Raw genomic sequence first — 13,217 nt, forward strand, 5'->3', positions numbered from 1 at the left:
GTCGGCGTTGTTCCATGGTCACCGGACGGTCGCCGCACCGAGGTGACCCAAGGCAGTCGGAACGAGGCAGCCCGTGGCCACGAGCGTGCGACGTACCACCCTGACCCTTCCCACCGCCCCCGTGGGGCCCGACAACCCCCTGCCCGCGCTGCGCCCCCTCGACGAGGTGCACCGCGTGGACGACCGCACCCGGGCCACCCTCCCCACCGACATGGCCCGTCAGGTCGCCTACGCACCACTGCGGTCGGTGCTGCCGGTGCGGCTGCGCGACGGCTACGGCCGCGACCGCGCCCCCGCCGCGCTCGACGCCATCGTCCTGGAGAACGACCGGCTGCGGGCCACGGTGCTGCCCGGTTTCGGCGGCCGGGTCCACTCACTGGTCCACAAGCCGACCGGCCGTGAGCTGCTGTACCGGAACCCGGTGCTCCAGCCCGCCGACTTCGCCCTCAACGGCGCCTGGTTCTCCGGCGGTATCGAGTGGAACATCGGTGCCACCGGCCACACCACCCTCTCCTGCTCACCCCTGCACGCCGCCCGCGTCCCCGCCCCCGACGCCGCCCAAGGGGGCGCGATGGTGCGGCTGTGGGAGTGGGAGCGGCTGCGCGATCTGCCCTTCCAGGTGGACCTGTGGCTGCCCGCCGACTCCGCGTTCCTCTACGTGGGCGTCAGGATCCGCAACCCCCACCACCTCCCCGCCCCCGTCTACTGGTGGTCCAACATCGCCGTCCCCGAGGACGAGCACACCCGCGTCCTCGCCCCCGCCGACGACGCCTGGCACTTCGGCTACGCCCGCACCCTCGGCAAGGTGCCGGTCCCGGAGTGGGACGGCGCCGACCGCACCTATCCGCTGCGCGGCGACTACCCCGCCGACTACTTCTACGAGGTTCCCGACGGGGCCCGCCGCTGGATCGCCTCGCTCGACGCCGACGGCGCCGGCCTCGTCCAGACCTCGACCGATCTGCTGCGTGGCCGCAAGCTCTTCGTCTGGGGCGCTGGTCCCGGCGGACGGCGCTGGCAGCAGTGGCTGACCGAGCCCGGCACCGGCGGCTACGCCGAGATCCAGGCCGGGCTCGCCCGCACCCAGCTCGAACACGTACCGCTGGAGGCGGGGGAGGAGTTCGCCTGGCTGGAGGCGTACGGCCCGCTGACCGCCGACCCGGCGGCCGTCCACGGCACGGACTGGGCCGCCGCCCGCCGCGAGACCGAGACCCGGCTGGAGACGGCGCTGCCGCGCGCCGCCGTCGACGCGGCCTACGCCGCCTGGCGCCCGTACGCCGACGCGGAACCGGCGGAGCGCCTGGCGACCGGCTCGGGCTGGGGCGCGCTGGAGATCGAGCGCGGCGGATTCCAGCTGCCCGGGACGCCGTTCGACCCGGACACGCTGGGGGAGGAGCAGGAGCCGTGGCGCCGGTTGCTGCGCACCGGCGCCCTGCCCGACTGGGAGCCGGGCCCCTCCCGGGCCGACCCCGGCGCCTCCGTGGTCGCGCCCGCCTGGCGCGACCTCCTCGAAGCGGCGCCCTCGACCGCCGCGGCCGAGTACCACCTGGGCGTCGCCCAGTGGCACGCGGGCGACCGCGCCCAGGCCGAGCGCAGCTGGGAGCGGTCGCTGCGGTGCGCGGAGACACCCTGGACGCTGCGCTGTCTGGCCGTCGCCGACACCGCGTCGGGCCATGCGGCGCGCGCGGCGGAACGGCTGCTGCGCGCCGTACGGCTCCTCCTCACCTCGGCCGCCGCCCCGGAGCCCGAGGCGCCCCCGGTACCCGAAACGGCGGGAGCGGGGCAGGGTGCGGCGCGGCGGGAGGGTGCTGGGCAGGGGACGGCCGTCTCAGTGGCCGCGCCGCCCGTCGCCACCGACCCGCTCGCCCTGGAGACGGCCGAGGCGGCGCTCGGCCGGGAGGCGATCCTCGCGCTGCTGGCGGCCAACCGCGCCGACGACGCACGAGCGGTCCTCGACGCGCTGCGCCCCACCATCCGCGCCCGCGGCCGCTTCCGGTTGCTGCGCGCCCAGGTCCTGCTGGCCCAGGGCGACGCCCTGGCCGCTCGCGCCGTCTTCGACGAGGGCTTCGAGGTCTGCGATCTGCGCGAGGGCGACGAGGCGTTGAGCGACACCTGGTACGCGATCGTGGAACGGCTGGCGACCGGCACCGAGGACCCACTCCCCGAGGAGGCCCGCGCCCGGACCCGCGCCGACCACCCCCTCCCCGCCCACTACGAATTCCGCATGCGCCCCGCCTAGCGGGCCCACGGCCCGCAGGTGGCACACCGGGGTGCGCTCCCCTCGGCGAGCGGCCCCACCGGGCCGCGCCCGGCATGCGTCCCGCGCCCGGCGAGTGGTCCGGGCCGGGCCGTGCGACGGCCCGGCCGGCGTGCGCCCGCACGGCGAGTGCTTGTCCTGCGCTCGCAGGCGGCTTCGCGGAGGCGGCCCGGGCCGGGCCGCGCCCGCATGCGTCCCGCGCTTGCATGCGTCCCACGCCCGCATGCGTCCCGCGCCCGCATGCGTCCCGCGCACCGCGCCCGCATCGCGTCCCCACCCGGCGTGCGGCCGCGCAGCGAGCCCGGGTTGCGCCCGTCCGCCCGCGTGGCGGGCCTCCGCATCGTGGGCCAGGGCGGGTCCGGACCCGCATGGCGATGCCCCGTGGCGGGCACCCGGGCACGGACGGCGGCATGGCGCAGCAGCGGAAAGGAGCCGCGTACCGTGAGGACACCGCATGATCCCGGAGCGGATCCGGAGGATGAGGGGATTCCCGATCTCCAGGACGGGACGCCCGAGCAGCAGTGGGCCGAGGATCCCGAGCAGTTGCCCGTGGCCGGGGACGAGCCGACGATCGCCGTGTACCGGGACACCACGAGCGCGGAGACGCGCGAACGGGAGTCGCTCGACGAGCGGTTGACCGATGAGGAGCCGGAGGCGGGGGAGCCGGTCGGCGCGGTGGCGGAACCGGCGGGGCTGCTGTACGACGAGCCGGATCCCGACGTCCCCCGAGAGCAGGATGTCTACTCCCAGGAGGGCTCGATCAGCGGGCTGTCCGCCGAGGAGGAGGCGGTCCGGATCAAGAGCGATGAGCTCCGGGATGTGGACGATCTCTACGAGGAGGTCGACGACGAGGAGGTCATCGTGGATCCGGGACCGCCCTCCTGACGGGTCTGCCGGACGGTGTGTTCACGGGCGGGTCACGCGGGGTTCCGGTCGACGTACTCGAAGATCGAGCCGTCGGGGTGGCGGGCCACCAGGGTACGGCCCACGGGGGCGGGCAGCGGACCGGCGACGATCTGCCCGCCGACCGCCGTGAGATCGGCGATCGCCTCGTCCACGTCCTTCACCGCGATCGTCGCAGTGATCTTGCGGAGAATCGACATCTCCGACTCCGGTCCGCTCATCAGGAAGAAGCAGCCGACCGCCGCGACCGCGACGGGGCCGCGCTGGAAGCGCACCGCCTCGGCTCCCGTCAGCTTCTCGTAGACGGTGATCGCCGAGTCCAGGTCGTCGACGCACACGCGGAGTGAAGTCCCCAGAATATCCATGCGGGCGAGCCTAGTTGAACTGCTCAGACGCGGCAGAGGATCTCACCGTGCAGGACGCCGAACCAACCGTCCGGAGCCTCGCCCCAGGTCCGCCACGCCTCCGCGATCGACCGCAGCTCCTCCTCCGTGGCATGGCCGCCGTCCACCGCGAGCCGGGCGTAGGAGGAGGCGACCGTGCGGTCCGCCCACAGACCGCTCCACCACGCCCGCTCCTCCTCGGTGGCGTAAGCCCACGCCGTGGCGGTCGAGGTGATGTCGGTGAACCCCGCCTCCAGGGCCCAGGAGCGCAGTCTGCGACCGGCGTCCGGCTCACCGCCGTTGGCCCGTGCGACCCGGTGGTAGAGGTCCAGCCAGCCGTCCAGCCCGGGGACGGACGGATACCAGGTCATGGTGGCGTAGTCGGAGTCGCGCACCGCCACGATGCCGCCCGGCGCGCACACCCGTCGCATCTCGCGCAGCGCCCCCACCGGGTCGCCGACGTGCTGGAGGACCTGATGGGCGTGGACCACGCAGAAGGAGTCGTCGGGGTGGTCCAGGGCGTGGACGTCGGCGACCGCGAAGGAGACGTTGGTCAGCCCGCGCTCGTCGGCCACCGCGCGGGCCCGCTCCAGGATGGCGCCCTCCGCGTCGACGCCCGTGACCTGCCCCTGGGGGACCAGCTCGGCCAGGTCCGCGGTGATGGTGCCGGGGCCGCAGCCGATGTCCAGGATCCGCATATGGGGCCGCAGATGGCCGGTGAGATACGCGGCGGAGTTGGCCGCGGTGCGCCAGGTGTGCGAGCGCAGCACCGACTCATGGTGGCCGTGGGTGTAGACGGCGGCGTCCTTCGGCATGGCGGAACTCCCCCTTCGGGACCGGTGAACGGGTCGCTCCACCGTAGAAGGCATCTCGCATCACGAGAAGAACTGTCTCAACATGCGAGCATGCGTGAAGTCACGCCGGTCAAGTCACGCCGGTCCCGTCACGTCGCCCCGGCTGATGACGCCCAGCGCACGCCCCGCCTCGACCACCGGGAGCCGCCCCACCGCATGCCGCCGCATCAGCGCGGCGGCCTCCGCCACCTCCTCGTCCGGCCCGATCGTCACCGGGTCCGGGGTGCATACGGCATGGCAGGTGACGGCGAGGGGGTCGACGCCCTCGGCGACCGCGCGGAGGGTGATGTCGCGGTCGGTGAGGACGCCGAGCACCTCCCCCTCGCTGGCGACCAGCACATCGCCGATGTCCTGTGCCCGCATCAGTTGCGCGGCTTCCACCAGCGAGGCGTCGGGGCGCACCCAGATCGCGGGCCGCGTCATGACCTCCCGCACGGGGCGCGTCGGGTCGCGAGGTGGGTCGTGGGACACCTGTCCACCCCCCCTTCCTGGGTAATGTGCTGCCCGCAGTACCCAGCCGGGGCGGGGGGTATGCGCGACGGACACGAGCCGTCCGCAATCCCTGAGCGATCCCTTATGCGCTCGGGTGCGGCCCCGGCTACGTGCCGGCTACGTGTTGGGGTGCAGCCCCAGCGCCGAGACCACCTCCTGCACCGTGTGGAACGTACGGTCCGTGGGCAGTTCCTCGGCCAGAGCGATCAGCCCGTCCGGTGCGTGCCGGTCCTCCAGGACGCGCAGCAGCCCCTCACGGTCCGCCGGGAACGAGGTACGTCCCAGCCGGCGGGCGAACTCGAACCGCACCGCCTCGGCCTCACCGGTCGTCCCCCGCGCCGGGATCGGCCCCAGGGCGACGTCCGGGTCGTCGTCGGCGGCCGGCTCCGGGTCGTGCCACTCCTCGGCACGGGTCGGGTGCCCGGAGCGGATCAGCCCCTGGAGCTCATGCTTCATCTCGTCGTCCTTGTGGACGCTCAGCCGGTCGCTGCCTCGCTGCATGTCGGTCCCCTTCCTCAGCGGGTCCGTGTGTCTCCCGGGCCGGTCATCTCCCGGGATATGTCAATCGGCTCCCGGGACGTTTCACATCCGCTCCCGGGATGTTCAATCCGCGTCGCCCTCGTACGGCCAGCGCAGCAGTGCGCCGAGGCCGCCCACCGGGATGTCGCCGCCGTTCGGCTCCGCCCCGGCCGGTGCCACCATCAGCGCTTCGGCGCCGGTGGCCACGACCGAGCGGATCAGCGCGTCGTCGGCGCGGGCCGGGGACGGCTGGGTGTCGCCCAGGTACTGGACATCGGTACGGCGCAGTGCCAGCTGGTCGGGTTCGGTGCCCACCCATACCTCGCGGTACAGATCGGGCCCGTCCGGGCGTATCAGCAACGAGCCTATGCGGTGCTCACGCGCCGCGTCGACCAGCGCCGGAATCCCCTCGGCGGCCTCCACGCGCCCGCCGGAGGGCATCCGGCCGGCCCGGAACCGCTCCAGCGCCTCCTCACCGCGCTCATGGGCGTACCGGGCGCGCGCCTCGTCCACCTCCTGGTCCAGCAGCCGGGCGGCGTGGCTGCCGGGCGGGGCGGAACCGGGGGCGCGGCCCCCGCGCGAGGTCTCCACCGCCACCGAGCGCAGCTCCTTGGGCAGCTGCTCGTGGACCGAGCGCCGCTCGCGCGGGTCCCCGGCCAGGACCACCAGATCCGCGCCGGTCTCCTGCCGGCAGGTGCCCAGCTCATCGGCGATCAGGGCGGCGTTCCGCTCCCAGGTGTTCTCCGTCTTGAGCTGGAAGTGGCGCTCCGACCAGTCCGCGGTGGTGGTCCGGTGCACCGGCCACTGCCGTCCCTCCACCGAGCCGACCCGGTCGCCGCCGTGTGCGTCGCGCAGCTCGACGTCCGCGCCGGTGCGGTCGATGTACGCCACCAGGCAGGACGGGTCCTCGCCGGTCAGCTCCAGCAGCGGTCCCACATGGGGGAGCGCCGACCAGCACGGGGGCTCGCTCATGGGCGGCGGGGTCAGCAGCGGGGTGTCGAGGACCACCTCACCGGCCGTGGCGAAGACGGCCCACCCGCCCGGCCCCGCGCCGGGCGGCAGTGCGGCCAGCCTCTCGTACACCGCACGGCAGGTGGCCTGGTCGGCGCCCTGCCCTTCCAGCCGGCGGCTCGCCTCGCGGGCGGCGCGTTCCTGCTCCTCGGCCGCGGACTCGTCGGGGTGCGTGGTGTCGAAATAGACGCTGGCCCACGGGCCCGGGCGGTCGTAGAGCGGTTGGAGATGTCCGAGTCGCATGTACTCCCTCCAGATTCGAGTCCCCCACGCGTACCCATGACGACGGCATCGACACGAGGTCGTGGGGACGAGGCCGTCCGGGACGAGGCCGTCGGGACGATTGGGCCGACGTTCGAAGCCGACGTTCGAAGCCGACGTTCGAAGCCGACGTTTGGGGTTCGTGGGGGAGGGGGACCCGTCTTTCGGCCGAGCGGCCCGTAGGGAGTGAGGAGCGGCGCCGGACCCGGGACATCAGGGGCCGGGTCCGGCGCCGTGCCCTGTGGAAACGCCCTGCGGAAGTGCCCGCGTACCCGTGGTCCGCTCGCGTTGACGAGGACTGCTGAGGACTGTTAACGGAGGTGGGGCACGGGTACCCGGCGGCGCATGACTGATAAATCGGACTATCCGAAGGCGGGCATACCCTCGGTCGGGGACCTGGCGGAGCCGGTCGCACGAGCCGTCCGCGAAGAGGTCCGCCGGGAGCTGCGTGAGCAGTCCGGGCGGCGCGCGGTCCGCCTCTACGGGGGCGCGGCGGCGGCCGCGCTCTACGCGGGGGGTGCGCTGACGGCGTGCCTGGTGCTGCTGTTCGCGTTGGCGCTTCCGGGGTGGGCGGCGGCGCTGGTCGTCTTCGCGCTGTTGCTGGTGGTGGCGGGGTGGCTGAAGAACGCGGCGGGGCAGGGGGTGGGGCGACGGCCCGGTGCGCCTTCCGCGCCCTCCGCGCCCACGGCGCCTTCCGCCCCTTCGGGGCCCGCGGCTCCTCCCGGTCCTTCTGGCGGTCCTGCCGGGCCTCCCGGTGGTCCTGGCGGTGGCCCCGGTGGCCCCGGTGGCCCCGGTGGTCCTGGCGGGCCCGCCGCGCCTCCGACGCCCCCGGGCACACCGGGGCCCGGTGCGCCTCCTCAGCCCCCTCAACCTCCTCACACGGGGTGATCGCCCATGGCGGAGAATCCGCTGCTGACCAGGCACGGCGAGGCGCTGGACCTCTTCACCGAACGGGTGCACGCGATCCGGCCCGATCAGTGGGACGACCCGACGCCCTGCACCGAGTGGACCGTACGTGACCTCGTGAACCATCTCGCGGTCGAGCAGATGTGGGTGCCGCCACTGGTTCGGGAGGGTGCGAGCGCCGGCGAACAGGGCGATGCGCTGGAGGGCGATCTGCTCGGTGACGACCCCGTCGCCACGTGGGACGTGGTGGCGACCGCGGCGCGGGACGCCTTCCGCGAGCCGGGGGCGCTCGACCGGATGGTCGAACTCTCCTACGGGGAGAGCCCCGCGACGCATTACTGCGCGCAGATGACGGCTGACGCGGCGGTGCACGCGTGGGATCTGGCCCGGGCCATTGGGGCGGATGAGCGCATTCCCAAGCCGTTGGTGGACTTTTCGGTGCGGGAGGTCGCGCCGTACGCGGCGGATTTGGAGGAGAGCGGGCTGTTTGCGGCGCCGGTTGAGCCTCCGGCGGGGGCGGATGCGCAGGCTCGGCTTCTGGCGCTGCTGGGGCGTGAGCCGTAGGGGGTCATCCCCACCCCGCCCCTTCCCGAAAGAGGTGGCTCCGCTCCCTCACCCCCCGCCGGGGCTCCGCCCCGGACCCCGCTCCTCAAACGCCGGAGGGGCTGGATTGGGGCACCCCGCGCTGGACCTGGCTCCTCAAACGCCGGGGGGCTGGATTGGGGCACCCTGCCCTGGACCTGGCTCCTCGATCGCCGGAGGGGCTGGATTGGGCGCACCCCGTGCCAAGCACGGACGCCCGGCGCCCCGCGCTCCTGCGGTCATCGAGCGTGCCGAATGCGCGGAGATGACCCGGGTGGGGTCGGCTCTGCCCAGGCGGCGGGCGGGCTGGTGCCCTGGCGGGCTCCCCACCTCGGCGGGCTCCCACCCACCCAGGGCGGCCCCCGCGCGCGAGCGCTACCCACACCCACACGTGCCAACGGGTGCGGGGTGTGCGCGGAGTCAGAACTCCGCGCACACCCCGCACCCGCGTACCGGCCCACCGCGCCCCGCGGAATTCAGCAGCGGACCCGGGGCCGGTCCCAGTGGCGGTGGGCGGCTATGGCTTCGGTGAAGGCCTGGGTGAATTCCTCGCTCGCCGTGCCCGTCGTGGTGTCCGTGACGACGCCGCGGTCGGTGCAGACGTGGCCGTGGCCGGAGGCGATGTGGAGGCCCTCCGGGTCCAGGGAGGAGAGGATGCCGACGCCGGAGCCCAGGGCCGCGATGGGTTTGCCGTGGCGGTAGGCGTCGCGGACGAAGCGCATGGCCTCGCTGTCGGAGGCCAGGCCGGGGGTGCCGGTGGGGCCGCCGGGGAGGAGGACGGCGTCGTAGAGGACGGAGGCGACCGTGGGGAGGGCGCGGTCCACCGCGTAGCCGTTGCCGTCGGCGCCGAGGACCTTGCCGTCGTGCGGGGCCAGGGCCTCGACGATGGCGCCCTGGGCGGTGAGGGCTTCCTGGGCCTGGGTGAGCTGGCCGGTGTCCACGCCGTCCATGACCAGTACGGCGATCTGGCGGGTGCGGATCGAGCCGTCGCCCTGGAGGTTCTCGAAGCTCAGCGCGGGCGAGGCCTGCGGCTTGTGGTTGTTGGCACCGGGTTCCGGCAGCGCCACGCCGATGCCCTGGGCCACCTGCGAGGCCAGGTCGTAGTCGACCTGGGCCAGCTGCTCGACCGTGCGCTCCCGCACATGCACCGCGCCGACCTTGCCCAGCTCGAAGCGGAAGGCGTCGACGATATGGCGCCGCTCCCAGTCGCTCATGCTGTTCCAGAACAGCGCGGCCTGGCTGTAGAAGTCCTTGAAGGACTCGCTCCGCTTGCGGATCTTATGGCCCTCGACCCGCTCCGCGTAGTGGGAGAAGGCGTAGCCGTCCGCTCCGGCGAGGGCCGGACAGCCGCCGCCGAGGGAGTTGGGGGAGTAGCTGGTGCCGCGGTGGATCGCGGTCTGGTGGTAGCCGTCCCGTTGGTTGGTCCGGGCGGGGGTGACCGGCTGGTTGACCGGGAGCTGCGCGAAGTTGGGCCCGCCCAGCCGGATCAGCTGGGTGTCCAGATACGAGAAGTTGCGGGCCTGGAGCAGCGGGTCATTGGTGAAGTCGATGCCGGGGACCACGTTGGCGGTGTGGAAGGCCACCTGCTCGGTCTCCGCGAAGAAGTTGTCCGGGTTGCGGTTCAGGACCATATGGCCGATCGGCCGCACCGGCACCTGCTCCTCCGGAATGATCTTCGTGGCGTCGAGCAGATCGACCTCGAAGTTGAACTCGTCCTCCTCCGGGATCAGCTGCACCCCCAGCTCGTACTCGGGGTACTGACCCGCCTCGATCGCGTCCCACAGATCGCGCCGGTTGAAGTCCGGGTCACGGCCCTGGCACTCCTGCGCCTCGTCCCAGACCAGCGAGTGGACGCCCAGTTTGGGCTTCCAGTGGAACTTCACAAAGGTGCCGCGGCCCCGGGCGTCCACGAAGCGGAAGGTGTGCACCCCGAAGCCCTGCATCATCCGGTAGCTGCGCGGAATCGCCCGGTCCGACATCAGCCACATCATCATGTGCATGGTCTCGGGCTGGAGCGAGACGAAGTCCCACAGGGTGTCATGGGCGGAGGCGCCGGTCGGGATCTCGTTCTGCGGCTCCGGCTTGAGCGCGTGCACGAAGTCGGGGAACTTGATCCCGTCCTGGATGAAGAAGACCGGCATGTTGTTGCCGACCAGGTCGTAGTTGCCCTCCGAGGTGTAGAACTTCGTCGCGAAGCCCCGTACGTCCCGCACCGTGTCCGCCGAGCCCCGGGGCCCCTGCACGGTGGAGAACCGCACGAAGACCGGGGTGCGCACGGACGGATCCTGGAGGAAGGCGGCGCGGGTGAACTCCGCGCAGGACTCGTATGGCTCGAAGTAGCCGTACGCGCCCGCGCCCCGCGCGTGCACCACCCGCTCCGGGATGCGCTCATGGTCGAAATGGGTCAGCTTCTCGCGGAAGTGGAAGTCCTCCATCAGGGTCGGGCCGCGCTCGCCCAGAGTGAGGGCGTCATCGGTGTGGTCGACGGCCACGCCCTGGTCGGTGGTCAGCGGCCCTTCGGCGGGGTCGGGCGCGCGGTACATGTCGCGCTGCCGCTCCTTGCGGTCCTCCGTCATCGTGCCGATCCCTTCGTCGTCTTCGCGAACTCCTCCAGGAACGCCTCGCAGAACGCCTTGAGGTCATCCGGCTTACGGCTGGTGATCAGGGCGTTGGGGCCGTCGGTGCAGACCTTGACCTGCTCGTCCACCCAGGTTCCGCCAGCGTTGGTGATGTCGGTGCGCAGACTCGGCCAGGAGGTCAGGGTGCGGCCGCGTACGACATCGGCCTCCACCAGCGTCCAGGGGGCGTGGCAGATCGCGGCCACCGGCTTGCCCGCGTCGAAGAAGCCCTTGGCGAAGGCGACGGCCTTGTCGTCCAGGCGCAGGAAGTCGGGGTTGGCCACCCCGCCGGGCAGCACCAGCGCGTCGTACTCCTCGACCGTCGCGTCCTTCACGACCTGGTCGACCTCGAAGGTGTCCGCCTTGTCGAGATGGTTGAACGCCTGGATACGGCCGGGCTTGGTGGACACCAGACGGGGGGTGCCCCCGGCGTCCCGGACCGCCTGCCAGGGGTCGGTCAGCTCGACCTGTTCCACGCCTTCCGGGGCGACGAGAAAGGCGACCTTCATTGCTGCTCACGTCCTTCCGGTCTCTTCCGGTCCGGGTTTTCGCATCGTCCGGGTATCCATCCGTCCGGTGCGGCGGGTAGCCAGCGCGGACGGGGTCGAAACGGGAACGTCGGGTGCGTCAGGCGTCGTCCGACGTCTTCTTCCGGTGCGGCAGGAACTCCTGCACCTTCGCCTTCAGGCCCTGCCGGACCACGCCCGCCCGGTCCGCGTCGCCCTTGATGATCGACTCGGCCGTGGCCTCCATCTGCTCCCAGGTGGCATGCGGCGGGATCGGGGGGACGTCCGGGTCGGTGAGGAACTCCACGACCGCCGGGCCGTCCGCGCTCAGCGCCTCGCGCCACGCCCCCTCGACCTGCTCGGGCTTCTCCACCCGGATGCCGGTCATGCCGAGCGATTCGGCGAACCGCGCGTAGGAGACGTCGGGGATCGCCTGCGAGGGCAGGAACTGCGGTGCCCCGCCCATGGCGCGCATCTCCCAGGTGACCTGGTTGAGGTCCTGGTTGTTCCAGACGGCGATCACCAGCCGGGGGTCCTCCCACAGCCGGTGGTACTTGGCCACCGTGATCAGCTCCGCCAGGCCGTTCATCTGCATCGCGCCGTCCCCGACCAGCGCCACCGCCGGCCGGTCCGGACGGGCGAACTTGGCGCCGATCGCATACGGCACCCCGCAGCCCATCGTGGCCAGCGTGCCCGACAGCGAACCGCGCATCTGCCCGCGCATCCGCAGATGGCGGGCGTACCAGTTGGCGACGGAGCCGGAGTCGCAGGTGACGATGGCATCGGAGGGCAGCAGCGGGTCCAGGCAGTGGGCCACGTACTCGGGGTTGACCGGGTCCGCGGACACCTCCGCGCGGGAGCCCATCACCTCGCGCCAGCGCCGTACGCCCGCGATGATCTCCTCCTGCCAGTCCCGCGCCTCCTTGCGCTCCAGCAGCGGCAGCAGCCGCAGCAGGGTCTCGCGCGCGTCGCCGACCAGGTTGACCTCGTACGGATAGCGCATCCCGATCATGTGCGGATCGAGATCGATCTGAACCCCGCGGGCCTTGCCGAACTCCGGCAGGAACTGGCTGTACGGAAAGCTGGAGCCGATGGTCAGCAGGGTGTCGCAGTCCCGCATCAGCTCGTACGAGGGCCGGGTGCCCAGCAGTCCGGTCGACCCGGTGACATAGGGCAGTTCATCGCTGAGCACATCCAGGCCGAGCAGTGCCTTGGCGACCCCGGCGCCGAGGGTCTCGGCGGCCTGCTGGACCTCCTTGCGCGCCCCGGCCGCGCCCTGTCCGGCGAGGATCGCCACCCGCTCGCCCGCGTTCAGCACCTTCGCCGCCCGCTCCACCGCGCTGCTGGAGGGCACCGCGGACCAGCCGCTGCGGTCCAGGCTGGAGGGCACCATCTTGAACTCATGGGTGGGCGCGGAGTAGTCGAGGTCCTGCACATCCGCCGGGATGATCACGGCAGTGGGGGCGCGGCGGGCGTAGGCGGTGCGGATGGCCCGGTCCAGGACGTTGGGCAGCTGCTCGGGGACGGTGACCGTCTCCAGGAAGTCGGAGGCCACGTCCTTGAAGAGGCTGTGCAGATCCACCTCCTGCTGGTACGAGCCGCCCATCGCGCTGCGGTGGGTCTGGCCGACCAGGGCCACCACCGGGACGTGGTCCATCTTGGCGTCGTACAACCCGTTCAGCAGGTGGATCGCGCCGGGGCCCGAGGTCGCCGCGCAGACGCCGAGGCGGCCGCTGAACTTGGCGTAGCCGACGGCCTGGAACGCGGCCATCTCCTCGTGCCGGGCCTGGATGAACCGGGGCTCGTTCTCGGCCCGCCCCCATGCGGCGAGCAGGCCGTTGATTCCGTCCCCCGGGTAGCCGAACACATGCTCGACCCCCCACTCCGACAGTCGGGCGAGGATGTAGTCGGCCACTTTCATGGTCATG

Annotated in this window: 12 protein-coding genes; 4 read left to right on the forward strand and 8 right to left on the reverse strand. The window is 72.6% G+C overall.

The annotated features are described in order from the left end of the window. Window positions 1–73 precede the first annotated feature (73 nt). Together ACJX2R_RS38340 and ACJX2R_RS38345 are read left to right on the forward strand one after the other, a co-directional pair. A complete protein-coding gene (locus tag ACJX2R_RS38340; protein WP_413103820.1) occupies window positions 74–2,236 on the forward strand; it encodes a DUF5107 domain-containing protein in 2,163 nt (720 codons plus the stop codon). Window positions 2,237–2,695: 459 nt separating this feature from the next. Then, window positions 2,696–3,139 carry a hypothetical protein gene (locus ACJX2R_RS38345; protein ID WP_413103821.1) on the forward strand — a complete coding sequence of 148 codons (444 nt, stop codon included), beginning with the start codon at window positions 2,696–2,698 and terminating at the stop codon, window positions 3,137–3,139. 32 nt (window positions 3,140–3,171) lie between these two features. Here the strand turns inward: ACJX2R_RS38345 and ACJX2R_RS38350 are convergent, their stop codons facing one another. The 5 genes from ACJX2R_RS38350 to ACJX2R_RS38370 form a co-directional block, all read right to left on the reverse strand. Continuing rightward, on the reverse strand, window positions 3,172–3,522 hold the full coding sequence (locus tag ACJX2R_RS38350) for a VOC family protein (RefSeq protein WP_413103822.1): 351 nt from the start codon (window positions 3,520–3,522) through the stop codon (window positions 3,172–3,174). A gap of 23 nt (window positions 3,523–3,545) precedes the next feature. Then, window positions 3,546–4,355 carry a class I SAM-dependent methyltransferase gene (locus ACJX2R_RS38355; RefSeq protein ID WP_262705364.1) on the reverse strand — a complete coding sequence of 270 codons (810 nt, stop codon included), beginning with the start codon at window positions 4,353–4,355 and terminating at the stop codon, window positions 3,546–3,548. A 114-nt stretch (window positions 4,356–4,469) separates the two neighbouring features. Further along, window positions 4,470–4,817 carry a CBS domain-containing protein gene (locus tag ACJX2R_RS38360; RefSeq protein ID WP_262705363.1) on the reverse strand — a complete coding sequence of 116 codons (348 nt, stop codon included), beginning with the start codon at window positions 4,815–4,817 and terminating at the stop codon, window positions 4,470–4,472. A gap of 186 nt (window positions 4,818–5,003) precedes the next feature. Further along, window positions 5,004–5,387 (reverse strand): DUF2795 domain-containing protein, encoded by a 384-nt coding sequence (locus ACJX2R_RS38365; RefSeq protein ID WP_413103823.1) that lies wholly within the window; start codon window positions 5,385–5,387, stop codon window positions 5,004–5,006. Window positions 5,388–5,489: 102 nt separating this feature from the next. Continuing rightward, window positions 5,490–6,659, reverse strand: coding sequence for a Vms1/Ankzf1 family peptidyl-tRNA hydrolase (locus ACJX2R_RS38370; protein ID WP_413103824.1), 1,170 nt, complete (start codon window positions 6,657–6,659; stop codon window positions 5,490–5,492). Between the two features lie 363 nt (window positions 6,660–7,022). Between ACJX2R_RS38370 and ACJX2R_RS38375 the strand changes: the two genes are divergently transcribed. Together ACJX2R_RS38375 and ACJX2R_RS38380 are read left to right on the forward strand one after the other, a co-directional pair. Beyond that, entirely contained in the window at window positions 7,023–7,565 is a 543-nt protein-coding gene (locus ACJX2R_RS38375; protein WP_413103825.1) for a phage holin family protein, read from the forward strand. A gap of 6 nt (window positions 7,566–7,571) precedes the next feature. Beyond that, on the forward strand, window positions 7,572–8,147 hold the full coding sequence (locus tag ACJX2R_RS38380; RefSeq protein ID WP_413103826.1) for a TIGR03086 family metal-binding protein: 576 nt from the start codon (window positions 7,572–7,574) through the stop codon (window positions 8,145–8,147). Window positions 8,148–8,641: 494 nt separating this feature from the next. On the opposite strand, the gene ACJX2R_RS38385 is transcribed toward ACJX2R_RS38380, so the two are convergent. The 3 genes from ACJX2R_RS38385 to ACJX2R_RS38395 form a co-directional block, all read right to left on the reverse strand. Continuing rightward, window positions 8,642–10,741, reverse strand: coding sequence for a catalase (locus ACJX2R_RS38385; RefSeq protein WP_413103827.1), 2,100 nt, complete (start codon window positions 10,739–10,741; stop codon window positions 8,642–8,644). After that, the gene (locus tag ACJX2R_RS38390; protein WP_413103828.1) at window positions 10,738–11,292 is read right to left on the reverse strand and encodes a type 1 glutamine amidotransferase domain-containing protein; all 555 of its coding nucleotides are present in this window, start codon (window positions 11,290–11,292) and stop codon (window positions 10,738–10,740) included. Before ACJX2R_RS38390 ends, ACJX2R_RS38385 begins: the two co-directional genes overlap by 4 nt. A 118-nt stretch (window positions 11,293–11,410) precedes the next feature. Then, entirely contained in the window at window positions 11,411–13,216 is a 1,806-nt protein-coding gene (locus ACJX2R_RS38395) for a thiamine pyrophosphate-requiring protein (RefSeq protein WP_413103829.1), read from the reverse strand. Window position 13,217 lies beyond the last annotated feature (1 nt).

It is taken from the genome of Streptomyces sp. Inha503 (genome assembly GCF_047215865.1).
GTDB classification, from domain to species: Bacteria; Actinomycetota; Actinomycetes; order Streptomycetales; family Streptomycetaceae; genus Streptomyces; species Streptomyces lycopersici.

Excerpts from the sequence above, each read along its gene's own strand:
- ACJX2R_RS38375 (WP_413103825.1), top strand. The coding sequence starts at position 7,023 with ATGACTGATAAATCGGACTATCCGAAGGCGGGCATACCCTCGGTCGGG.
- ACJX2R_RS38370 (WP_413103824.1), bottom strand. The coding sequence starts at position 6,659 with ATGCGACTCGGACATCTCCAACCGCTCTACGACCGCCCGGGCCCGTGG.
- ACJX2R_RS38360 (WP_262705363.1), bottom strand. The coding sequence starts at position 4,817 with ATGACGCGGCCCGCGATCTGGGTGCGCCCCGACGCCTCGCTGGTGGAA.
- ACJX2R_RS38395 (WP_413103829.1), bottom strand. The coding sequence starts at position 13,216 with ATGACCATGAAAGTGGCCGACTACATCCTCGCCCGACTGTCGGAGTGG.
- ACJX2R_RS38350 (WP_413103822.1), bottom strand. The coding sequence starts at position 3,522 with ATGGATATTCTGGGGACTTCACTCCGCGTGTGCGTCGACGACCTGGAC.
- ACJX2R_RS38385 (WP_413103827.1), bottom strand. The coding sequence starts at position 10,741 with ATGACGGAGGACCGCAAGGAGCGGCAGCGCGACATGTACCGCGCGCCC.
- ACJX2R_RS38380 (WP_413103826.1), top strand. The coding sequence starts at position 7,572 with ATGGCGGAGAATCCGCTGCTGACCAGGCACGGCGAGGCGCTGGACCTC.
- ACJX2R_RS38355 (WP_262705364.1), bottom strand. The coding sequence starts at position 4,355 with ATGCCGAAGGACGCCGCCGTCTACACCCACGGCCACCATGAGTCGGTG.
- ACJX2R_RS38365 (WP_413103823.1), bottom strand. The coding sequence starts at position 5,387 with ATGCAGCGAGGCAGCGACCGGCTGAGCGTCCACAAGGACGACGAGATG.
- ACJX2R_RS38390 (WP_413103828.1), bottom strand. The coding sequence starts at position 11,292 with ATGAAGGTCGCCTTTCTCGTCGCCCCGGAAGGCGTGGAACAGGTCGAG.